The sequence below is a fragment of the Nocardioides sp. FY1077 genome, from assembly GCF_058681775.1.
Genome location: NZ_JBZWDB010000005.1, coordinates 176,169 through 201,360 on the forward strand (window position 1 = coordinate 176,169; position 25,192 = coordinate 201,360).

The 25,192-nt window shown below is 73.2% G+C and carries 29 protein-coding genes; 26 read left to right on the top strand and 3 right to left on the bottom strand.

What is annotated here, in order from left to right; translation table 11 throughout:
• The first annotated feature begins 4 nt into the window (after positions 1-4).
• From thrB to AC4OR8_RS18030, 20 genes are all read left to right on the top strand, one after another.
• Positions 5-913, top strand: a complete 909-nt coding sequence (thrB, locus tag AC4OR8_RS17935) for a homoserine kinase (RefSeq protein ID WP_492166968.1) — start codon at positions 5-7, stop codon at positions 911-913.
• A gap of 289 nt (positions 914-1,202) precedes the next feature.
• Positions 1,203-3,329: a transcription termination factor Rho gene (gene rho, locus AC4OR8_RS17940; protein WP_492166969.1), complete on the top strand. Its 2,127-nt coding sequence runs from the start codon at positions 1,203-1,205 to the stop codon at positions 3,327-3,329.
• 78 nt (positions 3,330-3,407) lie between these two features.
• The gene (locus AC4OR8_RS17945) at positions 3,408-3,779 is read left to right on the top strand and encodes a response regulator transcription factor (RefSeq protein ID WP_492166970.1); all 372 of its coding nucleotides are present in this window, start codon (positions 3,408-3,410) and stop codon (positions 3,777-3,779) included.
• A gap of 139 nt (positions 3,780-3,918) precedes the next feature.
• Positions 3,919-4,134, top strand: coding sequence for a 50S ribosomal protein L31 (gene rpmE / locus AC4OR8_RS17950; RefSeq protein ID WP_492166971.1), 216 nt, complete (start codon positions 3,919-3,921; stop codon positions 4,132-4,134).
• A 118-nt stretch (positions 4,135-4,252) separates the two neighbouring features.
• On the top strand, positions 4,253-5,326 hold the full coding sequence (gene prfA, locus AC4OR8_RS17955) for a peptide chain release factor 1 (RefSeq protein WP_492166972.1): 1,074 nt from the start codon (positions 4,253-4,255) through the stop codon (positions 5,324-5,326).
• Positions 5,326-6,204 (top strand): peptide chain release factor N(5)-glutamine methyltransferase, encoded by an 879-nt coding sequence (prmC, locus tag AC4OR8_RS17960; protein ID WP_492166973.1) that lies wholly within the window; start codon positions 5,326-5,328, stop codon positions 6,202-6,204. The genes prfA and prmC overlap by 1 nt, the downstream gene beginning before the upstream one ends.
• 6 nt (positions 6,205-6,210) lie before the next feature.
• Positions 6,211-6,876, top strand: coding sequence for an L-threonylcarbamoyladenylate synthase (locus AC4OR8_RS17965; protein WP_492166974.1), 666 nt, complete (start codon positions 6,211-6,213; stop codon positions 6,874-6,876).
• Between the two features lie 7 nt (positions 6,877-6,883).
• On the top strand, positions 6,884-8,020 hold the full coding sequence (locus AC4OR8_RS17970) for an MraY family glycosyltransferase (protein ID WP_492166975.1): 1,137 nt from the start codon (positions 6,884-6,886) through the stop codon (positions 8,018-8,020).
• Between the two features lie 148 nt (positions 8,021-8,168).
• On the top strand, positions 8,169-8,669 hold the full coding sequence (locus AC4OR8_RS17975) for a hypothetical protein (protein ID WP_492166976.1): 501 nt from the start codon (positions 8,169-8,171) through the stop codon (positions 8,667-8,669).
• Between the two features lie 30 nt (positions 8,670-8,699).
• On the top strand, positions 8,700-8,978 hold the full coding sequence (locus tag AC4OR8_RS17980; protein WP_492166977.1) for an AtpZ/AtpI family protein: 279 nt from the start codon (positions 8,700-8,702) through the stop codon (positions 8,976-8,978).
• A gap of 31 nt (positions 8,979-9,009) precedes the next feature.
• A complete protein-coding gene (gene atpB, locus AC4OR8_RS17985; protein WP_492166978.1) occupies positions 9,010-9,828 on the top strand; it encodes a F0F1 ATP synthase subunit A in 819 nt (272 codons plus the stop codon).
• A gap of 95 nt (positions 9,829-9,923) precedes the next feature.
• Entirely contained in the window at positions 9,924-10,109 is a 186-nt protein-coding gene (atpE, locus tag AC4OR8_RS17990; protein WP_056928367.1) for an ATP synthase F0 subunit C, read from the top strand.
• Positions 10,110-10,146: 37 nt separating this feature from the next.
• Positions 10,147-10,722: a F0F1 ATP synthase subunit B gene (locus tag AC4OR8_RS17995; protein WP_492166979.1), complete on the top strand. Its 576-nt coding sequence runs from the start codon at positions 10,147-10,149 to the stop codon at positions 10,720-10,722.
• A complete protein-coding gene (locus AC4OR8_RS18000) occupies positions 10,722-11,540 on the top strand; it encodes a F0F1 ATP synthase subunit delta (RefSeq protein WP_492166980.1) in 819 nt (272 codons plus the stop codon). The genes AC4OR8_RS17995 and AC4OR8_RS18000 overlap by 1 nt, the downstream gene beginning before the upstream one ends.
• Positions 11,541-11,631: 91 nt before the next feature.
• A complete protein-coding gene (gene atpA, locus AC4OR8_RS18005) occupies positions 11,632-13,275 on the top strand; it encodes a F0F1 ATP synthase subunit alpha (protein WP_492166981.1) in 1,644 nt (547 codons plus the stop codon).
• A 3-nt stretch (positions 13,276-13,278) separates the two neighbouring features.
• Entirely contained in the window at positions 13,279-14,202 is a 924-nt protein-coding gene (locus tag AC4OR8_RS18010) for a F0F1 ATP synthase subunit gamma (protein ID WP_492166982.1), read from the top strand.
• Between the two features lie 7 nt (positions 14,203-14,209).
• Positions 14,210-15,664 carry a F0F1 ATP synthase subunit beta gene (gene atpD / locus AC4OR8_RS18015; RefSeq protein ID WP_492166983.1) on the top strand — a complete coding sequence of 485 codons (1,455 nt, stop codon included), beginning with the start codon at positions 14,210-14,212 and terminating at the stop codon, positions 15,662-15,664.
• Positions 15,664-16,059: a F0F1 ATP synthase subunit epsilon gene (locus AC4OR8_RS18020; protein ID WP_492166984.1), complete on the top strand. Its 396-nt coding sequence runs from the start codon at positions 15,664-15,666 to the stop codon at positions 16,057-16,059. The genes atpD and AC4OR8_RS18020 overlap by 1 nt, the downstream gene beginning before the upstream one ends.
• Before the next feature lie 83 nt (positions 16,060-16,142).
• A complete protein-coding gene (locus AC4OR8_RS18025; RefSeq protein WP_492166985.1) occupies positions 16,143-16,580 on the top strand; it encodes a DUF2550 domain-containing protein in 438 nt (145 codons plus the stop codon).
• On the top strand, positions 16,577-17,806 hold the full coding sequence (locus AC4OR8_RS18030) for an MFS transporter (protein WP_492166986.1): 1,230 nt from the start codon (positions 16,577-16,579) through the stop codon (positions 17,804-17,806). Before AC4OR8_RS18025 ends, AC4OR8_RS18030 begins: the two co-directional genes overlap by 4 nt.
• 23 nt (positions 17,807-17,829) lie before the next feature.
• Here the strand turns inward: AC4OR8_RS18030 and AC4OR8_RS18035 are convergent, their stop codons facing one another.
• Positions 17,830-18,651 carry a DUF4240 domain-containing protein gene (locus AC4OR8_RS18035; protein ID WP_492166987.1) on the bottom strand — a complete coding sequence of 274 codons (822 nt, stop codon included), beginning with the start codon at positions 18,649-18,651 and terminating at the stop codon, positions 17,830-17,832.
• A 1-nt stretch (position 18,652) separates the two neighbouring features.
• On the bottom strand, positions 18,653-19,228 hold the full coding sequence (locus AC4OR8_RS18040; protein WP_492166988.1) for a cob(I)yrinic acid a,c-diamide adenosyltransferase: 576 nt from the start codon (positions 19,226-19,228) through the stop codon (positions 18,653-18,655).
• Between the two features lie 31 nt (positions 19,229-19,259).
• Between AC4OR8_RS18040 and AC4OR8_RS18045 the strand changes: the two genes are divergently transcribed.
• From AC4OR8_RS18045 to AC4OR8_RS18070, 6 genes are all read left to right on the top strand, one after another.
• Positions 19,260-19,847: a hypothetical protein gene (locus AC4OR8_RS18045; protein WP_492166989.1), complete on the top strand. Its 588-nt coding sequence runs from the start codon at positions 19,260-19,262 to the stop codon at positions 19,845-19,847.
• Between the two features lie 97 nt (positions 19,848-19,944).
• Positions 19,945-20,250: an STAS domain-containing protein gene (locus tag AC4OR8_RS18050; RefSeq protein ID WP_492166990.1), complete on the top strand. Its 306-nt coding sequence runs from the start codon at positions 19,945-19,947 to the stop codon at positions 20,248-20,250.
• Positions 20,251-20,349: 99 nt separating this feature from the next.
• A complete protein-coding gene (locus AC4OR8_RS18055) occupies positions 20,350-22,419 on the top strand; it encodes a protein meaA (protein ID WP_492166991.1) in 2,070 nt (689 codons plus the stop codon).
• A gap of 36 nt (positions 22,420-22,455) precedes the next feature.
• The gene (locus AC4OR8_RS18060) at positions 22,456-22,665 is read left to right on the top strand and encodes a hypothetical protein (RefSeq protein WP_492166992.1); all 210 of its coding nucleotides are present in this window, start codon (positions 22,456-22,458) and stop codon (positions 22,663-22,665) included.
• A 52-nt stretch (positions 22,666-22,717) separates the two neighbouring features.
• Complete coding sequence (locus AC4OR8_RS18065) at positions 22,718-23,251, top strand: ferritin (RefSeq protein ID WP_492166993.1); 534 nt, start codon at positions 22,718-22,720, stop codon at positions 23,249-23,251.
• A gap of 67 nt (positions 23,252-23,318) precedes the next feature.
• Positions 23,319-24,281 (top strand): FAD-dependent oxidoreductase, encoded by a 963-nt coding sequence (locus AC4OR8_RS18070; protein ID WP_492166994.1) that lies wholly within the window; start codon positions 23,319-23,321, stop codon positions 24,279-24,281.
• A gap of 177 nt (positions 24,282-24,458) precedes the next feature.
• Here AC4OR8_RS18070 and nucS read toward each other — a convergent pair whose 3' ends face one another.
• The gene (gene nucS / locus AC4OR8_RS18075) at positions 24,459-25,133 is read right to left on the bottom strand and encodes an endonuclease NucS (protein ID WP_492166995.1); all 675 of its coding nucleotides are present in this window, start codon (positions 25,131-25,133) and stop codon (positions 24,459-24,461) included.
• Positions 25,134-25,192: the final 59 nt, after the last annotated feature.

Sequence of the window (25,192 nt, forward strand, 5' to 3'; positions counted from 1 at the left end):
ACCGGTGACCCGGTTCGTCGCGGGGCCGGTGCACGCCTCGGTGCCGGCCACGTCGGCCAACCTCGGCCCCGGCTTCGACTCCCTGGGCCTGGCCCTCGACCTGCGCGACGAGCTCAGCGCCGAGGTGGTCGCGAGCGGTCTCGAGATCGAGGTGGAGGGCGCCGGCGCGGCGGAGGTGCCTCGCGACGACAGCCACCTCGTGGTGCGCTCGATGCGGGCGGCGTTCGAGCTGATGGGCGTGACCGTGCCGGGCCTGCGGCTGCACTGCCGCAACGTCGTCCCGCACGCGCGGGGGCTCGGCTCCTCCTCGGCGGCGATCGTCGCCGGGGTCAGCCTCGCCCGTGCCCTGGTGGAGGGCGGCGACCGGCTGCTCGACGACGACGCCCTGTTCCGCCTCGCGGCGCAGGTGGAGGGCCACCCCGACAACGTCGCCCCCGCGCTGCTGGGCGGCTTCACCGTCTCGGGCCACGACGAGCACGGCTTCTACGCCGTCCCCTCGCCGGTCGACCCCCGCATCGGTGCGGTGGTGCTGGTGCCGCCCACGCCGCTCTCGACCGAGGTGGCCCGCGGCCTCCTGCCCGAGGTGGTGCCGCACGCCGACGCCGCCGCCGACGCCGGCAACGCCGCGCTGCTGGTGGCCGCGCTGGCCGGACGCCCCGACCAGCTGCTCCGCGCCACCCGCGACCACCTGCACCAGGAGCAGCGGCGACCTGCGATGCCCGACTCCCTGGCCCTCGTCGACGTCCTGCGCGCCGACGGGGTGGCCGCCGTCGTCTCCGGCGCCGGGCCCACCGTGCTCGCGCTCGTCGACACCACCGACCCCGCCGCGGTCCACGACGTCACCGCGCGCACCCCGGCCGGCTGGACGGCGTACCCGCTCGACGTCGACCCCGACGGCGTCCGCATCGGCTGAGCCGACGCGCACGGGTCTGGCCGGGCGGGTCCGGGCATGCAGGTCCGGGCAGGCGGGCCCGGTGCTACTGTGACCGCACGTCGCTGGTGGGAGTCGTGGGCGCCGAGGACATCGTCCCGGGCGCCAGGCCACCCCGGCAGCGGCCGCTCCCTCCCTCCCGACGACCGCGTCGGGGGCTCCGCCCAGCGCTCGTCCTCCGGGTGCGCGGGCGCCGAGCGCACGGGGGAGACCGACCCGCCCGCCGGCCTCGCTGTGCCACCGGGCACCCCGACGTGGCAAGGACCCTCACGTGACGGACACCCTCGACCCCACCACCCCTGCGTCCGAGCCGGGCTCGGGTGCGCCCCGCAAGCGCGGTGGCGGGCTGAACTCGATGCTGCTGGCCGACCTGAAGTCGATGGCCGACGCGCTCGGCGTCGCCGGCGCCCAGGGCATGCGCAAGGCCCAGCTCGTCGAGGCGATCAAGGCGCAGGGCACCCCCACCGCCTCGACGCCCACCGGGACGCCCACCTCGGCGTCGGCGTCCGCACCCGCGGAGCAGTCGTCCGACGCCTCCGCGGGCGAGGAGCCCGCGGCCGCGTCGTCGCCCCCGGAGCGCGCTCGCACCCGCTCGCGCAGCGCCCGAGCGGCGCAGGAGGCACCGGCCCCGGAGGCGGAGCAGACCCCGGCCGGCGGTGACACCCAGGACGCCCCGCCCGCCGAGCCCCGGGGCGACGCCGGTCGCCCGGAGGTGCGTCAGGAGAGCCGCTCGGCGCGCCAGCGCGAGCGTCGGGCCGAGCGCGGCCGTGAGCAGCAGGACGCGCCGTCCGAAGCCCGGCCCGAGCAGGCCGAGCAGGCCGAGCAGGCCGAGCAGGCGCAGCGGGGCCAGCAGGACCCGCAGCAGAACCAGCAGCAGCAGGGCCAGCGTCGACAGCGCGGGCAGCAGGACCAGGGCAAGGGCCAGGACCAGGGCAAGCAGGACCAGAACGGCAAGGGCCAGCAGGCCCAGGGCAAGCACGACCAGAACGGCAAGGGCCAGCAGGGCCGCGACCAGCAGGGCCAGCAGGGCCAGCAGGGCCGCGACCAGCAGGCCAAGGACCAGCAGGCGAAGGACCAGCAGGCGAAGGACCAGCAGGCCAGGGACCAGCAGGCCCGCGACCACGACCAGGACGACGAGGCCGGCACCGGGCGCAACCGACGCCGCCGGGGTCGTGACCGCGACCGCGAGCGCGCCCCGCGTGCGGTGACCGGCGCCGTCGGCGGGGGCGGTGCCCAGCGCGGCGAGCCCGACACCACCGTGCTCGACGACGACGTGCTGGTGCCGGCGGCCGGCATCCTCGACGTGCTCGACAACTACGCGTTCGTGCGCACCAGCGGCTACCTGCCCGGCGCCGACGACGTGTACCTCTCGCTGTCGATGGTGCGCCGCTTCGGCCTGCGCCGCGGTGACGCGGTGGTGGGCCAGGTGCGTCAGCCCCGGGAGGGGGAGCGCAAGGAGAAGTTCAACCCGATGGTGCGCATCGACTCCGTCAACGGCGCCGAGCCCGACACCGCGCGCCACCGCGTCGAGTTCGACAGGCTCACGCCGGTGCACCCGAGCGAGCGGCTGCGCCTGGAGACCGACGCGGGCGACCACGTGGGCCGCGTCATCGACCTGGTGGCCCCGCTCGGCAAGGGCCAGCGCGGCCTCGTGGTGGCCCCGGCCCGCTCGGGGCGCACCACCCTGCTGCAGTCGGTGGCGGCGTCGGTCTCGGCGAACAACCCCGAGTGCCACCTGATGGTGGTGCTGGTCGACGAGCGCCCCGAGGAGGTCACCGACTTCAAGCGCTCGGTCAAGGGCGAGGTCATCGCCTCCACCTTCGACCGCCCGCCGGGCGACCACGTGCTGGCCGCCGAGCTCGCGATCGAGCGGGCCAAGCGCCTGGTCGAGCTGGGCCTCGACGTCGTCGTGCTGCTCGACGGGCTCACCCGCCTCGGGCGTGCCTACAACCTGGTCGCCCCGGCCAGCGGGCGCATCCTCGCCGGGGGCGTCGACGCCAGCGCCGTGCACCCGCCCAAGCGCTTCTTCGGCGCGGCGCGCAACGTCGAGGACGGCGGCTCGCTGACGATCCTGGCCACCGTGCTGGTCGACAGCGGCGCGTCGATGGACGAGGTCGTCGTCGAGGAGCTGGTCGGCACCGCCAACGCCGAGGTGCGCCTGCGCGGTGACCTCGCCGACCAGCGGCTGTTCCCCGCGGTGGACGCCGCCCGGTCGGGCACCCGGCACGAGGACCTGCTGCTCGGTGGCGAGGAGCTCGCGATCGTGCGCGCGCTGCGCCACGAGCTGTCCGGCCTGGAGCCGGCAGCGGCCCACGAGGCGCTGGCGGAGCGGCTGCGTCGCAGCTCCACGAACATCGACCTGCTCACCCGGGCCCGACGGGGCGGCGCCGGGTCGTGATCAAGGGCCGCGGCTCGCGGGGCGCGGCGGGGGGCTAGTGTCGGAGGTGCCCCCGCAGCACCACTGAAAGGCGCCCCCGTGGCCCGCATCCTGGTCGCCGACGACGACGTGGACATCCGCGAGCTCGTCGAGTTCAAGCTCTCGACGCTCGGCCACGACATCACCGCGGTCGGCGACGGTGCCGCGGCCGTGGCGGCCTGCCGGGCCCAGCGGCCCGACCTCGCGGTGCTCGACGTGATGATGCCGGGCGTCTCCGGGCTCGACGCGATCAAGGTGATCCGTGCCGACCCCGCGCTGGCCGACCTGCCGGTCATCCTGCTCACCGCGCGGGCCCAGGAGTCCGACGTCGAGAGCGGCTTCGACTCCGGCGCCGACGACTACATCACCAAGCCGTTCAGCCCTCGCGAGCTCGCGGCGCGGGTCGAGGCCCTGCTCGAGCGCTCGCGCTAGACCGCACCCGCCCGCCAGGGAATTGGGTCGGGGGGTCCGGCGTTGGCACAATGACCACCTGGCTCCGGTTCACGTCCCCGCATCCCGCGCTGACGACCCGGCGGCCCTCCCAGCAATGGGAACAGGAGATGAGGACCGCATGCAGAAGGACATCCACCCGACCTACGTCGACACGCAGGTCACCTGCACCTGCGGCGCGCAGTTCACCACGCGCAGCACCCAGGCCTCGGGCACCGTGCGTGCCGACGTCTGCTCGCAGTGCCACCCGTTCTACACCGGCAAGCAGAAGATCCTCGACACCGGCGGTCGCGTCGCCCGCTTCGAGGCCCGCTACGCCAAGGCTGCCAAGAAGTAGTCCTCCGCGAGCGCCGGCTCCCGTCCACGACGGGGGCCGGCGCTCGTCGTCTGTCCGCACCCGTCCGTCCCCGTCCCGGGACCGCCCGACGGGCCGTCCGTCCGGAGGAGCAAGCACCGTGTTCGAGGCCGTCGAGGGCATGCTCAGCGAGCACCGCGAGCTCGAGTCGCAGCTCGCGGCGCCGGAGACCCACGCCGACGCGCGCCTGGCCAAGCAGCTCAACCAGCGCTACGCCGCGCTGTCGTCGGTGATCACCGCCTGGCGCGACTGGCAGGGCCTCGGCGACGACGTGGAGGCCGCGCGCGAGCTCGCGGCGGAGGACCCGACGTTCGCCGAGGAGGCCACCGCCCTCGCCGAGCGCCGCGTCGTCGCCGAGGAGCGGCTGCGTCGGTTGCTGGTCCCGCGCGACGCCGCCGACGACAAGGACGCGCTGCTCGAGGTGAAGTCGGGGGAGGGCGGCGAGGAGTCGGCGCTCTTCGCCGGCGACCTGCTGCGCATGTACACCCGCTACGCCGAGCAGCACGGGTGGGGCGTCGAGGTGCTCGACGCCACCGTCTCCGACCTCGGCGGCTACAAGTCGGTGACCGTCGCGGTGAAGGCCAAGGGCACGCCCGCGCCCGGTGAGGCGCCGTACGCCCGGCTGAAGTTCGAGGGCGGGGTGCACCGCGTGCAGCGGGTGCCGGTCACCGAGTCGCAGGGCCGGGTGCACACCTCGGCCGCCGGGGTGCTGGTGCTGCCGGAGGCCGAGCAGGTGGACGTCGCCGTCGACGACAACGACCTGCGCATCGACGTCTTCCGCTCCAGCGGGCCCGGCGGCCAGAGCGTCAACACCACCGACTCGGCGGTGCGGATCACCCACCTGCCCAGCGGCATCGTGGTGAGCTGCCAGAACGAGAAGTCGCAGCTGCAGAACAAGGAGCAGGCGCTGCGCATCCTGCGCGCGCGGCTGCTCGCCGCCGCCCAGGAGGCCGCCGCGTCCGAGGCGAGCGACGCCCGGCGCAGCCAGGTGCGCACCGTCGACCGCTCCGAGCGCATCCGCACCTACAACTTCCCGGAGAACCGCATCTCCGACCACCGCACCGGCTACAAGTCCCACAACCTCGACCAGGTGCTCGACGGCGCCCTGGAGCCGGTGGTCGAGTCGAGCATCGAGGCCGACCTCGCGGCGCGCCTGGCCGCTCTCGAGGACTGATGGACTCCCTGGTGGGCCCCGCGCCCCGCCGTCTGCTCGCCGACGCCGCCGCCCGGCTGGGCGCCGCGGGCGTCGCCTCGCCCGACCACGACGCCGCCGTCCTGCTCGCGCACGTGCTCGGCACCACCCGGGGCCGCCTCGTGCTGCTCGACGCCGTCGCGCCCGGGCCGGCCGCGGCGTTCGAGGTCCTGGTGGCGCGGCGTGCCGCCCGTGAGCCGCTGCAGCACCTGACCGGCACCGCGGCGTTCCGCCACGTCGAGCTGGCCGTGGGCCCCGGGGTGTTCGTGCCGCGCCCCGAGACCGAGCTGCTGGCCGGCTGGGGGATCGAGGTGGCCAGGGCGATCGCCGCGACGGGGCGGACGCCGGTCGTGGTCGACCTGTGCACCGGCTCGGGCGCGGTGGCCCGCGCCCTGGTCGACGAGGTGCCCGAGGCCCGGGTGCACGCCGTCGAGCTCGACCCCGCGGCCCACGCGTGGGCCGAGCGCAACCTCGCCGGCACCGGCGTCGACCTGCGCCGCGGCGACATGGCCACCGCGCTCGAGGAGCTCCTCGGCGCGGTCGACGTGGTCACCTGCAACCCGCCGTACGTGCCGCTGGAGGCCTGGGAGTCGGTGGCCCCCGAGGCCCGCGACCACGACCCGCACCTCGCGCTGTTCTCCGGTGACGACGGCCTCGACGCCGTGCGGGTCCTCGAGGCGCGCGCCGCGGTGCTGCTGCGTCCCGGGGGAGTCCTGGGCTTCGAGCACGCCGACGTGCAGGGGGGCCCCGACGGCAGTGCCCCGGCGGTGCTGGTGGCCTCGGGCCGGTGGGCCGACGTGCGCGACCACCCCGACCTGGCAGGGCGTGCGCGCTTCACGACCGCGCGGCTGGCACGATGAGCCGCGATGAGTGACAAGCTGCGCTACCCCACCACCACCGAGGACGAGCGCGAGGAGGCCGTCGAGGCCGCCACCCTCGCCGTCCAGCGTGGTCTGCTGGTCGTGGTCCCGACCGACACCGTCTACGGGATCGCCGCCGACGCCTTCGACCCCGCTGCGGTGCGCGAGCTGCTGGCGGCCAAGGGTCGCGGGCGCGACATGCCGCCGCCGGTGCTGGTCAGCTCTGCGACCACCATCGACGCGCTGGCCACGAAGATCCCCGGCTACGCCCGTGCCCTGGTCGAGGAGTTCTGGCCCGGCCCGCTGACCCTGGTCTGCCACCAGCAGTCGTCGCTGCAGTGGGACCTCGGTGACACCCGCGCCACCGTGGCGATCCGGATGCCCGACCACCCGGTGGTGCGCGAGGTCCTCGAGCGCACCGGTCCGCTGGCGGTCAGCTCGGCCAACAAGACCGGGATGCCGGCCGCCACCGACGCCGACCAGGCCGAGGAGATGCTCGGCGAGGACGTCTCGGTGATCGTCGACGACGGGACGAGCCCGGGTGGCGCGGCCTCCACGATCGTCGACGTCACCGGCAGCCAGGGACGGGTGCTGCGCCTGGGGGCGCTGTCGCTGGAGCGGCTCAACGAGGTGCTCGAGCCGCTGGGCGCGACGCTCACCCTCGAGGACTGACCCCCCGGTGCGCGAGTACGTCCTGGTCTTCCTCGTGGCCGCGGCCGTCACCTACCTGCTGACGGTCATCGCGCGCGAGATCGCCCTGCGCACCGGGGCGGTGGCGCGGGTGCGCGACCGGGACGTGCACGACGAGCCCATCCCGTACCTCGGCGGCCTGGCGATGCTGGGCGGGCTGGTCGCGGCGTTCCTGGTGGCGCGCGAGCTGCCGTTCCTGTCACTGAGCCAGTACTTCGTCTTCCGCGACGCCGGGATCGTGCTGATCGCCGGCGCCCTGATCTGCGCGGTCGGGGTGCTCGACGACCTCTTCGAGCTCGACGCCCTCACCAAGCTGGGCGGGCAGGTGCTCGCAGCGGGCTTCCTCATCGCCTTCGGCATCCGCTTCTACTACTTCCCGACCACCGACGGCACGGTGTTCTCCCTCGACCCCGCCCAGGGGGCGCTGCTCACCGGCTTCGTGGTCGTCGCCACCGTCAACGCCGTCAACTTCGTCGACGGCCTCGACGGCCTCGCCGCGGGCGTCGTCGGCATCGGCGCACTCGCGTTCTTCATCTTCTGCTACCAGCTCACCGCGGCCAACAACGCGCCCCGGGCCACGGCCGCCGCGCTGCTGGCGGTCTCGCTGGCCGGGGCGTGCGCGGGGTTCCTGCCGCACAACTTCAACCCGGCGCGGCTGTTCATGGGCGACAGCGGGTCGATGCTCCTCGGCCTGGTGCTGTCGGCCTCCGCGGTGACGCTCACCGGCCAGTTCGCCGGCGCCGACATCTCCGAGGGCGCCTCGGGTGGCCAGGCCAACCTGCTGCCCACCCTGCTGCCGCTGGTGCTGCCGATCTCCATCCTGGTGATCCCGCTGCTCGACCTGGTGCTCGCGGTCGTCCGACGCACCCGCGCGGGTCGCTCGCCGTTCGCCCCCGACAAGCAGCACCTCCACCACCGCCTGCTCGAGATCGGGCACTCCCAGCGCCGCGCGGTGCTGATCATGTGGCTGTGGGCCGCCCTGGTCGCCTTCGGCACCGTGCTGGCCAGCCTCTACACCGAGCCGTGGGTGCTCCCGGCCATCGCGCTGGCCACCGGGCTCACCACCGCCGTGACCTTCCTGCTGCCGCGGCTGCGCGGTGCGGGGGAGCCGGTGGGACCGGCCTGACCCCGCCGGCGAGACGGGCGGCCGCACCGCCGGCGCGGCCGGGTGCGGCGCCCGGGGAGACTTTGTGATAGTTTTCACGAGCGGGCGGAGCGCCTCTCGGGCCCCCGCAGCGCATCCGCTGACCCCCCCACAGGAACGGCCGCCGACCATGACGACCGACTCGCACCGCCCCTCGCCCGCCGGCGTCTCGCCGGTGCTGCGCGGAGGAGTGCTCGCGGTCCTCGGTGTCGCGCTCGTGCTGGCCGGTGTCGGCGCTCTGGTCGACGGTGCCCCGGCTGGCTGGGGCGCCCTCGTCGGCGCCGGGCTGGTCCTGGCGGTGCTCGCCGGCGGCTCCCTGGTCGTCGACCTCGTGGCGACGGTGGCCCCCGGGCTCGCCATGCTCGTGGCGCTGACGACGTACCTGCTCCAGGTCGTGCTGACCGGCCTCGGCTTCCTGGTGCTGTCGCGCAGCGGGCTGCTGGGCGACACCCTCGACCGCGGCTGGACCGCGGGGGGAGTGGTCCTCGCGACCCTGGTCTGGGTGGTGGTCCAGGTCGTGCTGACCACCCGTCTGCGCATCCCTGCCTACGACCTTCCCGACGCCGACGGGCGTCCCTCCGGACCGGTCGTCCCCGCGGCACCCGCCCCGGCGCAGGCGGGTGATCGGTGAGCCGTGGAGACTGCTATTGTCCGTCCCGCGATGGCTCCAGAAGACTCTCCTTCCGGGCAGCGCACCCCCGACCCTTCGTCGTCCGCCACGGGCGACGCCCAGGGAGATCCGTGGCTGGCCTTCGGCTACCTCGTCTCGGGAGTGCTGGTCTACGGCGGGATCGGCTGGGGGCTCGACCGCTGGCTGGGCACCGAGCTGCTCGTGGTGCTCGGCATCCTGACCGGCGTCGGCCTGGCGCTCTACCAGACCTGGGCCCGGTTCCGCCCCCCGCCCGAGCAGCATCCGCACGACCAGCAGGCGCAGCAGTGACGCACCCGTTGACGCAGACACAGGAGACACGTTGAGCAGCCTCATCCACGCCAGCGAGGGTTTCACCCCGCCGGGTCCCGCGGACTTCGACCTGCCCCCGATCGGTGGCGACTTCGGGTCCTACCAGTTCCTGGGCCAGACCCAGCTGCTCGCCGTCACCAAGCCGATGCTGCAGCTGGTGCTCGCCGCTGCGCTGGTCTTCGGCTTCTTCTACCTCGCCTCGCGCAAGCGCGCGATGGTGCCCGGCAAGCTGCAGTTCGTCGGTGAGGAGGCCTACGGCTTCGTCCGCAACTCGATGGCCCGCGACATCATCGGCACCCGCGACTTCCAGCGCTTCGTGCCGTACCTCTTCGCGCTGTTCTTCTTCATCCTGCTGAACAACGTCTTCGCGACGATCCCGTTCATCCAGTTCCCGACGTTCTCGCGGGCGGGCATGGTCTACGGGCTGGCCCTGATGAGCTGGATCATCTACAACGCGGTCGGCATCAAGAAGCACGGCTTCCTGGGCTACCTCAAGCTGCAGTCGGTGCCGGCCGGCATCAAGGGCCCGATCCTGCTGCTGCTGGTGCCGCTGGAGTTCCTCTCCAACATCCTGGTCCGACCGGTGACGCTGGCGCTGCGACTGTTCGCGAACATGTTCGCGGGCCACCTGCTGCTCATCCTGTTCGCCCTCGGTGGCGAGTACCTGGTCCTGGAGATGTCGCTGGCCTACGCGCCCGTCGGCATCCTGGCCTGGATCCTCTTCGTCCTGATCGCCTTCCTCGAGCTGCTGGTGCAGTTCCTGCAGGCCTACGTCTTCGTCCTGCTGAACGCGATGTACATCCAGGGCGCCCTCGCCGACGAGCACTGAGCGTCGGCCCACCAGCTCCACCCCGCACCACCCACCCAGAACCCCGAAGCAGCACAACTGAAAGGCAAGTCGTGGAACTCACTGGCTCCCTGAACATGATCGGCTACGGCCTGGCCGCCATCGGCCCCGGCGTCGGCATCGGTCTCATCTTCGCCGCCTACATCTCCGGTGTGGCCCGTCAGCCGGAGGCCCAGGGCCGCCTGCAGTCGATCGCCATCCTGGGCTTCGCGCTCGCCGAGGCGCTCGCCATCATCGGCATCGCCCTCGCGTTCGTCCTCTGACCTAGTCAGGCTGACGCAGGACCGGAAGGACTAGCCCATGCACGCACTGTTCGCACCCCTCGTGGTGACGGCCTCGGAGGACGGCGAGCTCAACCCGCTCGTTCCGCACGCCGTCGAGATCGTCCTCTCGCTGATCGTCTTCGGCATCCTCTTCTTCCTCGTGAAGAAGTTCGTGGTGCCGGCGTTCGAGAAGACCTACGCCGAGCGCACCACGGCGATCGAGGGCGGGCTGGCCGCTGCCGAGACCAAGCAGGCCGAGGCCGACGCCAAGCTCGCCGAGCTCGAGCAGCGCCTCGGCGAGGCGCGCCACGAAGCCGCCCGCATCCGTGAGGAGGCCCGCGAGCAGGGGGCCTCGATCGTCGCGGAGATGCGGGTGCAGGCCCAGAGCGAGGCCGCCCGCATCGTGGAGAACGGCAAGTCGCAGATCGAGGCCGAGCGCCAGCAGGCGGTCACCTCGCTGCGGGCCGAGGTCGGCGCCCTGGCGACCGGCCTGGCCGGTCGCATCGTGGGGGAGAGCCTCGAGGACGAGGCTCGCCAGAGCCGCGTCGTCGACCGCTTCCTCGTCGACCTCGAGACCGGGTCGGCCCCGGCCGGCGGGAGCGGGGTCAACTGATGTCGACCCACTTCCGTGGAGCGTCCGCCGGCACCGCGCACGCGCTCGCCGACGAGCTGGAGACCTCGGTCGCCGGCTCCGCCGACGTCGCCGCACAGGTGGCCGGCGAGCTCTTCTCGGTCGCGTCGACGCTGCGGGGCGAAGGCGCCCTGCGCCGTTTCGTCACCGACGGCTCGATCCCCGTCGAGGCCCGCACGGGCCTCGTCAGCGAGGTCTTCGCCGCCCGCACCGGGGCGCAGACCCAGGCACTGCTCCGCTCGGCGGCCTCGCGCCGCTGGACGGGCTCGGGCGACCTGCCCGACGCCCTCGAGCACCTCGGCGTCGTCGCGGCGGTCACCTCCGCCGGCCCCGACGCCGGTCGCCTGGCCGACGAGCTCTTCTCGCTGGCCCAGGCCGTCAAGGACAACCCGTCGCTGCGCGACGCGCTGTCCGACCCGGTCCGCTCCACCGAGGACAAGCGCGGCCTGGTCGACGGGCTGCTGGCGGGTCGGGCCCTCCCGGCGACGGTGGTCCTGGCCAAGCAGTCGCTGGCCGGCACCCACCGCACCGTGGGCGTGGCCCTCACCGAGTACCAGAAGGTCGCCGCCGAGGTCCACGGGCAGGGAGTCGCCACCGTGCGGGTCGCCCGGGCGCTCTCGGCGGCCGACCAGGACCGGCTGGGCCGGGCGCTCGCGCTCCAGTACGGCCGGCCGGTCCACCTCAACGTCCTGGTCGACCCCGCGGTCATCGGTGGCGTCCGTGTCGAGATCGGGGACGATGTCATCGACGGCACCGTCTCCACCCGTCTCGACGACGCCCGCCGCCGCATCGCGGGCTGACCGAGCGCCACCCCGCACCACCGGCGTCCCGACGCCAGTCGCCCCGCCGCCAGTCACCACCGCCTGAAGACCCAAGAGAGAAGGCACCAAGATGACGGAGCTCTCCATCCGTCCGGACGAGATCCGCGACGCGCTCCAGAAGTACGTCGCCGACTACAAGCCCGACGCCGCCAGCAAGGAGGAGGTCGGCACGGTCTCCCAGGCCGGCGACGGCATCGCCCGCGTCAGCGGCCTGCCCTCCGCGATGGCCAACGAGCTCCTCGAGTTCGAGGACGGCACGCTCGGCCTCGCCCTGAACCTCGACACCCGCGAGATCGGCGTCGTCGTCCTCGGTGACTTCGACAAGATCGAGGAGGGCCAGACCGTGCGTCGCACGGGCGACATCCTCTCGGTGCCCGTCGGCGACGGCTACCTCGGTCGCGTCGTCGACCCGCTCGGCAAGCCCATCGACGGCCTCGGCGAGCTGGCGACCACCGGCCGTCGCGCCCTCGAGCTGCAGGCGCCCTCCGTCGTCCAGCGCAAGTCGGTGCACGAGCCCCTGGCCACCGGGATCAAGGCGATCGACGCCCTGACCCCCATCGGCCGCGGCCAGCGCCAGCTGATCATCGGTGACCGCGCGACCGGCAAGACCACGGTGGCGATCGACACGATCATCAACCAGAAGCAGTACTGGGAGACCGGCGACCCGTCGAAGCAGGTCCGCTGCATCTACGTCGCCATCGGCCAGAAGGGCTCGACCATCGCCTCCGTGCGCGGCGCGCTCGAGGCCGCCGGAGCGCTGGAGTACACCACCATCGTGGCGTCGCCCGCCTCCGACTCCGCCGGCTTCAAGTATCTCGCCCCCTACACCGGCTCGGCGATCGGCCAGCACTGGATGTACGAGGGCAAGCACGTCCTCATCGTCTTCGACGACCTGACCAAGCAGGCCGAGGCCTACCGCGCCGTGTCGCTGCTGCTGCGCCGTCCGCCGGGCCGCGAGGCCTACCCGGGCGACGTGTTCTACCTGCACTCCCGGCTGCTCGAGCGGTGCGCGAAGCTCTCCGACGAGCTGGGCGCGGGCTCGATGACCGGCCTGCCGATCATCGAGACCAAGGCCAACGACGTCTCGGCGTTCATCCCGACCAACGTCATCTCGATCACCGACGGCCAGATCTTCCTGCAGTCCGACCTGTTCGCGGCCAACCAGCGCCCGGCGATCGACGTGGGCGTCTCGGTGTCCCGCGTGGGCGGTGCGGCGATGACCAAGGCCATGAAGGGCGTCACCGGCTCCCTGAAGGTCGACCTCGCGCAGTTCCGCGCGATGGAGGCGTTCGCGATGTTCGCCTCCGACCTCGACGCCGCCTCGCGCCAGCAGCTCGACCGCGGCCAGCGCCTGATGGCGCTGCTCAAGCAGCCGGCCTACCAGCCGTACCCCGTCGAGGAGATGACGGCCTCGCTGTGGCTCGGCACGTCGGGTCGCCTCGACAAGGTGCCCACCGAGGACGTGCTGCGCTTCGAGAACGAGTTCCTCGACTACCTGCGCCGCTCGCACGACGGCCTGCTGGCCGGCATCCGCGAGTCGCTCAAGTTCGGCGACGAGACCGAGCAGGCGATGGCCGGGGCCTACGACTCCTTCCTCGACCAGTTCGAGACCTCCGACGGCTCCTCGATCAAGGTGGGCCGCGAGGCCCCCGCCGAGGCCCTCGAGGACGCCGAGCTCGGCCAGGAGCAGATCGTCAAGCAGAAGCGGGGCTGACGCATGGCACTGTCGCTGCGTGAGTACCGCGCGCGGATCAAGTCGACGGAGTCGATGAAGAAGATCACGCGCGCCATGGAGCTCATCGCTGCGTCCCGCATCATCAAGGCGCAGCAGCGGGCCCAGGCGGCCGCGCCGTACGCCCGTGAGCTGACCCGCGCGGTGTCGGCGGTGGCGTCGTTCTCGAACGTCGACCACCCGCTGACCCGCGAGGAGGAGAACCCGCAGCGGGCCGCGGTCCTCATCGTCACCAGCGACCGCGGGCTGGCCGGTGCCTACTCCTCGAGCGTCCTCAAGGAGTCGGAGCGGCTCGTCGAGCGGCTCCGCGAGGAGGGCAAGGAGATCGACACCTACATCTGCGGTCGCAAGGGCGAGGCGTTCTACAAGTTCCGCCAGCGTCCGGTCGTGCGCGCCTGGACCGGGTTCTCCGACCAGCCGTCCTACGACGTGGCCGCGGAGGTGGGGGAGGCGCTCATCGAGTCCTTCCTCAAGCAGCAGGGGGAGGAGGGTGACGTCGACGAGGTCCACGTGGTCTACACGCGGTTCGTCTCGATGCTCACCCAGGAGCCCACCGCCACGCGGCTGCTGCCGCTGGAGGTCGTCGAGGCCGAGGCCACCGACGAGGGGCCCCGCGATGCCGAGCTGCTGCCGCTCTACGAGTTCGAGCCGTCGCCCGAGGCGGTCCTCGACGGCTTGCTGCCCCAGTACGTCCAGAGCCGGATCTTCTTCTGCCTGCTCCAGGCGGCTGCCTCCGAGCTCGCGGCCCGTCAGAAGGCCATGAAGTCGGCCACCGACAACGCCGACGAGCTGATCAAGAAGTACACCCGCATCGCCAACCAGGCCCGCCAGGCCGGCATCACCCAGGAAATCAGCGAGATCGTCGGTGGCGTCAACGCGCTGGCCGACGCCAACGCCGGGAACGAGTGAGAGAGACATGACTGCCACTGCTGAAGAGACCACGACCGGCTCGACCGGTTCCACTGGTCGCGTCGCGCGCGTGACCGGCCCCGTCGTGGACGTCGAGTTCCCCGTCGACGCGATGCCCGACATCTACAACAAGCTCGAGGTCGACCTCCAGCTGGAGGGCCAGACCATCACGCTGGCGCTCGAGGTGGCCCTCCACATCGGCGACGGCATGGTGCGGGCGATCTCGATGAAGTCCACCGACGGCCTCGTGCGCGGTGCGACGGTCACCGACACCGGGAACCCGATCATGGTGCCGGTCGGCGACATCACCAAGGGTCACGTGTTCAACGCGACCGGTGACGTCCTCAACCTCACCGAGGGCGAGGTCTACGAGGTCACCGAGCGCTGGGGCATCCACCGCAAGGCGCCGGCCTTCGACCAGCTCGAGGCCAAGACCACGATGTTCGAGACCGGCATCAAGGTCATCGACCTGCTCACGCCCTACGTCAACGGCGGCAAGATCGGCCTGTTCGGCGGTGCCGGCGTCGGCAAGACCGTGCTGATCCAGGAGATGATCGCCCGCGTCGCCAAGGACCACGGCGGTGTGTCGGTGTTCGCCGGCGTCGGGGAGCGCACCCGCGAGGGCAACGACCTCATCGCCGAGATGGAGGAGGCCGGGGTGCTCGGGCAGACCGCCCTCGTCTTCGGCCAGATGGACGAGCCGCCGGGCACCCGCCTGCGCGTCGCGCTGTCGGCCCTGACGATGGCGGAGTACTTCCGCGACGTGCAGAACCAGGACGTGCTGCTCTTCATCGACAACATCTTCCGGTTCACCCAGGCCGGCTCGGAGGTGTCGACCCTGCTGGGCCGGATGCCCTCTGCCGTGGGCTACCAGCCCAACCTGGCCGACGAGATGGGTCAGCTCCAGGAGCGGATCACCTCGACGCGTGGTCACTCGATCACCTCGCTGCAGGCGATCTACGTGCCGGCCGACGACTACACCGACCCGGCGCCGGCCACGACGTTCGCCCACCTCGACGCCACGACCGAGCTGTCGCGCGAGATCGCCTCGCTCGGCATCTACCCGGCCGTGGACCCGCTCACCTCCACCTCGCGCATCCTCGACGCCCAGTACATCGGGCAGGAGCACTACCAGTGCGCGATCCGGGTGAAGGCGATCCTGCAGCGCAACAAGGAGCTGCAGGACATCATCGCCATCCTCGGTGTCGACGAGCTGTCGGAGGAGGACAAGGTCATCGTGTCCCGCGCCCGCCGCATCCAGCGGTTCCTGTCGCAGAACACCTACGTGGCCAAGCAGTTCACCGGCATCGAGGGCTCGACCGTGCCCGTCCAGGACACCATCGAGGCCTTCAACAAGATCGCCGACGGCGAGTACGACCACGTCGCCGAGCAGGCCTTCTTCATGTGCGGCGGTCTCGACGACGTCGAGGCGAAGTGGGCCGAGATCCAGAAGAGCCTCTGATGGCAGGCCCCGACGGCGGTCTGCAGGTCGAGCTCGTCGCGGCCGACCGGACCGTGTGGTCCGGCGAGGCCACGATGGTCATCGCCCGCACCGTCGAGGGCGACGTGGGTGTGCTCGGTGGGCACGCCCCGCTGCTCTCGCTGCTGACCGAGGCCGTGGTGGAGATCTCGGCCCCCGAGGGCACGGTCGTCGCCGCGGTCGACGGGGGCTTCCTCTCCGTCGCCGGTGACCGCGTCTCGATCCTCTCCGAGCGGGCGCTGCTCGCCGAGGAGATCAACGTGGACGAGGCGCGCACCGCCCTCGACGAGGCCCGCGGACAGGGTGCCGACGACGAGTCGGCACGCCGCGTGCGGCAGGCCGAGGCCCGCCTGCGCGCGGTCGAGCGAGCCCGCTGAACCCTGCACCACCCGCGCGCGACCCGAGGACCCCGGCCCACTACGCTGAGGCCCTCGGGTCGAGCGCGGAGGGGAGTGGACGCATGCCGGTCTGGCAGTGGGTGCTCGACGCCCTCGGCCTGCTCCTCGCCGTCGTCCTCCTCTACGCCGTCGCCCTCGTGCTGCGACGCCGGGTGATCGCCCGCCAGGGCGGCACCTTCGAGCTCAGCCACCGCCTCGCTCCGGCCACCCGTGGACGCGGGTGGATCCTCGGCATCGGCCGCTACTCCGGCGAGTGCCTCGAGTGGTTCCGCATCTTCTCCCTCGCGCCGCGGCCCAAGCGGGTCTGGCAGCGCGAGGACCTCTTCTTCGTCGACCGTCGTGAGCCCGAGGGCGGCGAGCAGGTCGCGCTCTACCCCGACCACGTCGTCATCTGCTGCCGCTCGCCCCAGGGCGACGTCGAGCTGGCGATGGCCCCGGCGTCGCTGACCGGCTTCCAGTCGTGGCTCGAGGCCAAGCCGCCCGGCGCCCAGATGCCGTGAGCATCACGGGCCCGCCCACCGGGCCCGGCCCCGCCGGCCTGCGTCGCACCCGCGACGCCGTCGGCCTCAGCTTCGCCCTCAACGGCTTCCTGTTCGCGTCGCTGGTCTCGCGCATTCCCGACCTGCGCGCCCGCCTCGAGCTGGGCAACGGCGACCTCGGGCTGCTGCTGCTGGCGATCGCCGGCGGCTCGCTGGTCGCGCTGCCCACCACCGGACGACTCGTCGAGCGGTGGAGCCCCGGCTCGGTGGTGCGGACCGCGGCGGTCCTCGACGGCACCGGCCTGCTGCTCGCGGCCTGCGCGGCGGGCTGGCTGGGCTCGGTGCCCCTGGCCGCGGTGGGCCTGTTCGTGCACGGGGTCGGCATGGGGGTGTGGGACGTATCGATGAACGTGGAGGCCGCCGAGGTGGAGCGCCGCCTCGACCGCACGATCATGCCCCGCTTCCACGCCGGCTTCAGCCTCGGCACCATCGCCGGGGCGGTGCTCGGCATCCCGATGGCCGCCCTCGAGGTGGCGCTTCCCGCGCACCTCGGCGCGGTGGTGCTGGTCTCGGTGGTGCTGGCGGTGGCGGGGTCGCGCGCGTTCCTGCCGCCGGCCCCGCCGGCCGACCCGAGAGCCGAGCGGGCCGGCTCGGCGTGGACCGAGCCCCGCACCCTCGCCCTCGGGGTGATGGTGCTGGCCTTCGCGATGGTGGAGGGCACCGCCAACGACTGGCTGTCGCTGGCGCTCATCGACGGCCACGACGTCCCGCGGTGGGTGGGCGTCGCCGGTTTCGCCACCTTCGTCACCGCGATGACCGCCGGGCGGCTGCTCGGCACCACCCTGCTCGACCGCTTCGGACGCAGCTCCGTGCTGTGGGCCTCGGCCGCGCTGGCGGGCGCCGGCACGCTGGTGACCGTGTACGCCGACGCGCTGCCGCTGGTCGCGGTGGGCATCGTGGTGTGGGGCCTCGGAGCCGCGCTCGGCTTCCCGGTCGGCATGAGCGCGGCCGCTGACGACCCCGCCCGGGCGGCGGTGCGCGTGAGCGTGGTGTCCACGATCGGCTACGGCGCCTTCCTGGCCGGCCCGCCGCTGCTGGGCCAGCTCGGTGACGAGGTCGGCACGCTGCGCTCGCTGCTCGTGGTGGCCGCGCTGATGGTGCCGGCGGCGGTGGCCGTGCTGGCCACCCGCCAGCCCACGCGCCCGACGTCCAGCGCAGTGCCCAGCGCGAGGCCCGGCGCGACCTGAGACGTGCCCGCCCCCGACGCGGGTCAGCCGTCGGCCAGCTGCTCCTGCACCGAGACCACCAGGGTCACCACCAGGTCGAGGTAGACGTCGGTGCGCGAGGACCCGTCGAGCGGGAACGCGGTGACCGGCACCTCCAGGACGGCGTGCTCCACCGCCTCCGGCGTCGGCCAGGCGGTCAGCTCGGCCTCGGCGACCTCGGAGACCACGAGGTGCAGGTCGATGTCGCCGATGAGCGCCCGCCGGCGCAGGTACTCCTCGTCGGCCTCCAGGCGCGAGAGGGCCTCGTCGAGGTCGGGGTCGGCGGCCAGCACCACCCCGGCGGTCGGGTCGACGCCGAGGTCGAGCCCGCCCAGCAGCTCGGCGTCCCAGTCGGAGGACACCCGGTCGGGACGCCGGTCGCTGCGCCACTGCAGCAGCACGGCCGAGTCGTCGAGGGCGTCGAGCCGCTCGTCGCCCATGCCGGCCTCGAGGAGCAGGCCGGCGTCGCGCCAGGCCCACGCGTCGGGGTCGAGCGGCGCCCCGGCGTCGAGCACCCGGTCGTGCACCTCGCGGCCCGCGGCCACCACCGCCGCGGCGACCAGCTCCGCCGGGTCGTCGTCGTCCTCGCCGGTGCCGTGGTCGGGCAGGGCGCCGGCGGGAAGGCCGCAGCGCACGACCAGCTCGCTCACCCGCACGTCGAGCTCGTCGGCGAAGTCCAGGGTCTCCTCGACGTCGGCGCCGAGCAGTGCCTCCTCGAGCCGGGCCACCCCGGGCGCGTCGGCCCGCCCGTCGAGCAGGGCGACGAGCGACCAGAACCGCTCCGGGGTCATGCCGGCCTCCGCGCCGTCGAGCCCGGGGTCAGCCACGTCAGCCACGTCGCCCACCGGGCACCCAGAGCACGTCGCCGCGCTCACGGTTGGCGTGGCGGGCCAGGATGAACACCAGGTCGGAGAGCCGGTTGAGGTAGGTGATCGCCACCCGGTTCATCGACGCCTCGTGCTCGGCCCACGCCGCCCACGCCGACCGCTCGGCGCGGCGCACCACGGTGCGCGCGACGTGCAGCTGCGCGGCGGCCTCGGTGCCGCCGTTGAGGATGAACGAGCGCAGCGGCTCCAGGTCGGCGTTGTAGTGGTCGCACCACTCCTCGAGCCGGTCGACGTAGGCCTGCTCGATGCGCAGCGGTGGGTGCTCGGGGTCGGCCACCACCGGCGTGCAGAAGTCGGCGCCGACGTCGAACAGGTCGTTCTGCACCCGGGTCAGCACCGCCACCACGTCGTCGTCGAGCCCGCCGCGCGCCACCGCGAGGCCGAGGGCCGCGTTGGCCTCGTCGACGTCGGCGTAGGCGTGCAGGCGGGGGTCGTTCTTCGTGGTGAGGCTCATGTCGCCGAGGCGGGTCTCGCCGGCATCGCCGGTGCGGGTGTAGATGCGGGTGAGGTTGACCATGCGGTGCAGCGTAGCCACGTACGGTCGACCCATGAGCCGTCGTACCCCCTGGCCCGTGCTGCTCGCCCTGCCGGGGCTCGCGCTCGCGGTGGCCGGGCTGTTCCACCCCCACGGGCTGTCCTACGACACGTCCTGGCGGTGGTTCAGCCTGCACCTCCCGGCCCTGCTGCTCTTCCCGCTCGTGGGTGCGGCGCTGGCCGTGCTCGTGCGGGGCCGACGCGACCCGGTGTCGTGGGTCGTGCGCCTGGCGGCGTACGTCTACGCGACCTTCTACGCCGCCCTCGACGTGGTGAGCGGCATCGGGGCGGGCTGGGTGACCCACGAGCTCGGGCCGGGAGTGCCACGGCCGCCGGCGGTGAGCCTGATGTTCGGCATCGGCACGCCGCTGGGGGAGGTGGGCTCCTGGGCGCTGCTGGCGTGCGTGGTCGTGCTCGTGGTCGACCAGCTGGTGCGGCTGCGCGCCCTCGCGCTCGGCGGGCTGCTGCTCGTGCCCGGCGCCTACCTGGTGCACGTCGGCCACATCTTCGCCCCCGAGGGCGTCGCCGGGATGGCGCTGCTCGGCGTCGGCTCCGGCCTGCTGGCCCTGGGCCAGCAGCGGGCCCACCGAGCGCCTCGCTGAGAAACAGCCCGCGTGGGTGCAACCGATCGGGCTCCCGGCGCGTCATGGTAGTGACGGGCGCCACCGACGACGGCGGCGCCGCTGGGGAGGCGCCACCATGCAGATCACCACCGACGGACCCGTGCTCGTGCTGGTCGGCGACTTCGACGTGCGCAGCACCTTCACGGTGCGCGCCGCCCTGCACGACCACCTCGCCCACCACGACCAGGTGGTCGTCGACCTCACCGGGGTGGGCGCGGTCGACGTCCCGGCCCTGCGGGTGCTGGCGTTCGCCACCCGCCAGGCCAGCATCGAGGGCCACCACCTCGTGCTGCGTGGCGCCGGACCCGCGGTGCGGCGGCTGCTGCACCTGACCCACCTGATCCGCGCCGTCGAGCTCGACCGGGCGGTCGCCAGCGCCTGAGGCGACCGCCGCCCCGGCGCGCCGAGGTGGTGGCGGGTGTCACACACACCACACCCGCGAGCGGTTACCCATCGGTAGCAGACGTCCTACTCTCGGTCCATGACGGAGAAGGACAAGCCCTGGGTGATGCGCACGTACGCCGGGCACTCCAGCGCCACGGCGTCCAACGCGCTCTACCGCACCAACCTGGCGAAGGGGCAGACCGGGCTCTCGGTCGCCTTCGACCTGCCGACGCAGACCGGCTACGACCCCGACTCGGTGATGTCGCGCGGCGAGGTCGGCAAGGTCGGCGTGCCGGTGCCGCACCTGGGGGAGATGCGCAAGCTGTTCGCCGACATCCCGCTGACGTCGATGAACACCTCGATGACGATCAACGCCACCGCGATGTGGCTGCTGGCGCTCTACCAGGTCGCCGCCGAGGAGCAGTGCCCCGAGCTCGCGCCGGAGGAGGTGGCGGCGCAGCTGGCCGGCACCACCCAGAACGACATCATCAAGGAGTACCTGTCCCGGGGCACCTACGTGTTCCCGCCCGAGCACTCGCTGCGCCTGATCAGCGACATGATCGCCTACACGGTGCACCGGATTCCGAAGTGGAACCCGATCAACATCTGCAGCTACCACCTGCAGGAGGCCGGCGCGACGCCGACGCAGGAGCTGGCCTACGCCCTGTGCACCGCGATCTCGGTGCTCGACGAGGTGAAGGCGTCGGGGCAGGTGGGCGACGACGACTTCGAGAAGGTCGTCGGACGCATCTCGTTCTTCGTGAACGCCGGGGTGCGCTTCGTGGAGGAGACCTGCAAGATGCGGGCCTTCGTGCAGCTCTGGGACGAGATCACCCGCGAGCGCTACGGCGTCACCGACCCCAAGATGCGCCGTTTCCGCTACGGCGTGCAGGTCAACTCCCTCGGCCTGACCGAGGCGCAGCCGGAGAACAACGTGCAGCGCATCGTGCTGGAGATGCTGGGGGTCACGCTGTCGAAGAACGCCCGCGCCCGGGCGCTGCAGCTGCCGGCCTGGAACGAGGCGCTCGGCCTGCCGCGCCCGTGGGACCAGCAGTGGTCGCTGCGCCTGCAGCAGGTGCTGGCCTTCGAGTCCGACCTGCTCGAGCACGACGACATCTTCGACGGCTCCCACGTCATCGAGGCCAAGGTCGCCGAGCTGGTGGCGGGCGCGCGTGCCGAGATCGAGCGCGTGCAGGCCATGGGCGGGGCGGTCGCCGCGGTCGAGACGGGCTACATGAAGCAGGAGCTGGTCTCCGCCCACGCCGCACGTCGCGGTCGCATCGAGTCGGGCGCGGAGAAGATCGTGGGCGTCAACGTCTTCGAGACCACCGAGCCCTCCCCGCTCACCGCCGACCTCGACGGCGCGATCATGGCCGCCGACCCGCAGGCCGAGCAGGCCGCCGTCGACTCCGTGGCGGCCTGGAAGGCCCAGCGCGACGAGGCCGCCGTGACCGAGGCGCTGCGCGCGCTGGCCGAGGCCGCCGCCACCGACGCCAACCTGATGGCGGCGACGCTGGTCGCCGCCCGCGCCGGGGCGACCACGGGTGAGTGGGCCGGCACGCTGCGGGAGGTGTTCGGCGAGTTCCGGGCCCCGACCGGGGTGGCCGGGGCCGTCGGGGCCGCCGAGGGCGGGCCCGAGCTGAGCGCCGTGCGCGAGCGGGTGCGGGCCACCGGCGAGGAGCTGAGCGGGGGAGGCGGCGGTCGGCTGCGGCTGCTCGTGGGCAAGCCCGGGCTCGACGGGCACTCCAACGGGGCGGAGCAGATCGCCGTGCGTGCGCGCGACGCCGGGTTCGAGGTGGTCTACCAGGGCATCCGGCTCACCCCGCAGCAGATCGTGTCGGCCGCGGTGGCCGAGGACGTGCACTGCGTGGGACTGTCCATCCTGTCGGGCTCCCACATGGAGCTGGTCCCGGCCGTGCTCGACGGGCTGCGCGAGGCCGGCCTCGACGACCTGCCGGTCGTCGTCGGCGGCATCATCCCCGACTCCGACGGTCGCCGCCTGCGTGCGATGGGCGTCGCGGCGGTCTACACGCCCAAGGACTTCGGGCTCACCGAGATCATGGGTGGCATCGTCGACGTGATCCGTCGGGCCAACGGCCTCGACGAGCCCGTGGCCGCGGGTGGTCTCGCGGGAGCGGCCGGCACGAGTGCGATGGGTCACGAGTGAGGTAAGGCAACCCTCACCCCGTGCTAGCGTGAGGGCGTGGGCAAGAAGCAGAAGTCGAAGGGCCAGGCCGCGGTGGCGAAGCTGCCGAAGACCAAGTGCTGCGTCTCCAAGTCCAAGTGCGGGCGGTGCCCGCTGCGGATGCTGAAGGAGGGCACCCTGCCCGACGGGTATACCGTCAAGCGACGCGAGCTCGTCCGGGTGGACGGCAAGAAGGTCTCGAAGAAGAAGCTCGCGAAGGCCGCCTGACCCACCCGCACCGCGGCGGGGTCGCCCCGACGCCCGACCCCGAGGAGCCCCCGTGCCCGCCGCCCGCTTCGTCGAGCAGCTCAACGCCCAGATCGGCAACGAGCTCGCCGCCCACAACCAGTACCTCGCCTGCGCGGTCTACTACGACGCCGAGACGATGCCGCAGATGGCGGCCTTCTTCTACGGCCAGGCGCTCGAGGAGCGCGACCACGCCATGATGATGGTGCAGTACCTCCTCGACACCGACTCACCCGTCACGGTCCCCGGGGTCGCTGCACCCATCCCGTCGTTCACCGACGTGGTGGCGCCGGTGGCGCTGGCCCTCGACCAGGAGCGCCGGGTCACCGAGCAGATCAACGCGCTGCTGCGCACGGCGCGCGAGGAGTCCGACTTCGCCTCCGAGCAGTTCATGCAGTGGTTCATCAAGGAGCAGGTCGAGGAGGTCGCGACCATGTCGGACCTGCTCGCCGTGGTCAACCGCAACGCCGACGACATCGACGACATCGAGGACTACGTCGCCCGCGAGCAGTCCGGCGAGGGCGTCGACCCCGTGGCGCCGCGCATCGCCGGCGCGACCCGCCCCTGACCCGACCCCGTCCTGCTCGGACCCGCGACCGCGCCCGCAGCGACGCGAGGTGCGCCACACTGCAGCCATGACGCGTGTGGTGGTGGTCGGGGCCGGGGTCGTCGGGCTCAGCTGTGCGCTGCGCCTGCTCGAGGCCGGCCACCGTGTCGACGTGGTCGCGCGCGACCTGCCCCTGGAGACGACGTCGTCGGTGGCCGCCGCGCTCTGGTACCCCTACCGCGCCCACCCCCAGGACCGCGTCACCGCCTGGGCCGCCACGACGTACGCCGACCTCGCCGCGCTGGCTGGGCGCGACGGCACCGGCGTCCGGCTCGTCGAGGGCACCGAGGTGCTGCGGGCCGCGGCGCCCGACCCGTGGTGGGCGCCCGCCGTGCCGGGCCTGCGCCGCGCGGCCGGACCCGGCTCGCCGGGGGCGCCGAGGGCGCTGCCGGCGGGGTACGCCGACGGCTGGTCGTTCGCGGCACCGGTGGTGGAGATGCCGCTGTACCTGCGCTGGCTGGTCGCCCAGGTGCAGCAGGCCGGCGGGACCCTGAGCCGGCTGGGCGTGGCCACGCTGCCGACGCCGCCCGCGGGCGGGGTGGTGGTCGACTGCGCCGGCCTGGGCGCCCGCCTGCTGGCCGGCGACCTGAGCCTGCACCCGGTGCGGGGCCAGGTGGTGAGCCTGGCCCAGGCCGGGGTGGAGCGCTGGTGGCTCGACGGGTCGGACGCCACGGCGCCGACGTACGTCGTGCCGCGCGCCCACGACGTGGTGGTGGGCGGTACCGCCGAGGAGGACGACTGGAGCCGCACGCCGTCGGAGCGCACCGCCGAGGAGCTGGTGCGCCGGGCCGTGGCCCTGGAGCCGCGACTGGCCGGGGCGCGGGTGCTCGGCCACCGGGTGGGCCTGCGCCCGGCGCGGCCGAGCGTGCGCCTGGAGCGCGAGAGCCGGGTCGTGCACTGCTACGGCCACGGTGGCGCCGGCGTCACGCTGTCGTGGGGGTGCGCCGCCGAGGTCGCCGGTCTGGTCGACGAGGCGCTCGGCGACCGGTAGTCGCGTGCCGGTGGGCCGGTGGTTTCGAGACGGTCGCTGGCGCTCCCTCCTCAACCACCGAGGGGTCGGTCGCTGGCGCTCCCTCCTCGACCACCGAGGGATCCGGTGGTTGAGGAGCGAGGAGCGCCAGCGACGAGCGTCTCGAAACCACCCGGCGGGGCACGCACCGCCGCCGGGTCAGAACAGCCGGTGGGTGGGGTCGTCGACGCCGCGCAGGGCGTCGTAGTCGACGACGGCGCAGGCGATGCCGCGGTCGGTGGCCAGCACCCGGGCCTGCGGCTTGATCTCCTGCGCGGCGAAGATGCCGCGCACCGGTGCGAGCAGCGGGTCGCGGTTGAGCAGCTCGAGGTAGCGGGTGAGCTGCTCGACGCCGTCGATCTCGCCGCGGCGCTTCACCTCCACGGCCACGCTGAGGCCGTCCTGGTCGCGGCACATCAGGTCGACCGGCCCGATGGCGGTCGGGAACTCACGGCGCACCAGCGTGAGCCCGGGGGCCAGCGAGGCCGGCTGCTCGGCGAGCAGGGCCTGGAGGTGCTTCTCGACGCCGTCCTTCTGCAGGCCGGGGTCGACGCCCAGGTCGTGGGAGGAGTCGTGGATGACGTCGTCGATGAGGATGCGCAGCGTGTCGTCGGTCTTGGAGGTGACCGTCCACTCCGCGCGACCGTCCTCGGCGACGCCCTCGCGCAGGGTGCACGGCGGCGACATCCAGTTCAGCGGCTTGTAGGACCCGCCGTCGGAGTGCACCAGCACCGACCCGTCGGCCTTGATCATCAGCACCCGGGTGGCCATCGGCAGGTGGGCGGTCAGCCGCCCGGCGTAGTCGACCTGGCAGCGCGCAACGACGAGTCTCACGCGGGCGAACCTAACCCGTGCGCGTTGCGCGGCGTCGTCCAGGTCGGGTTGGCTGGGGC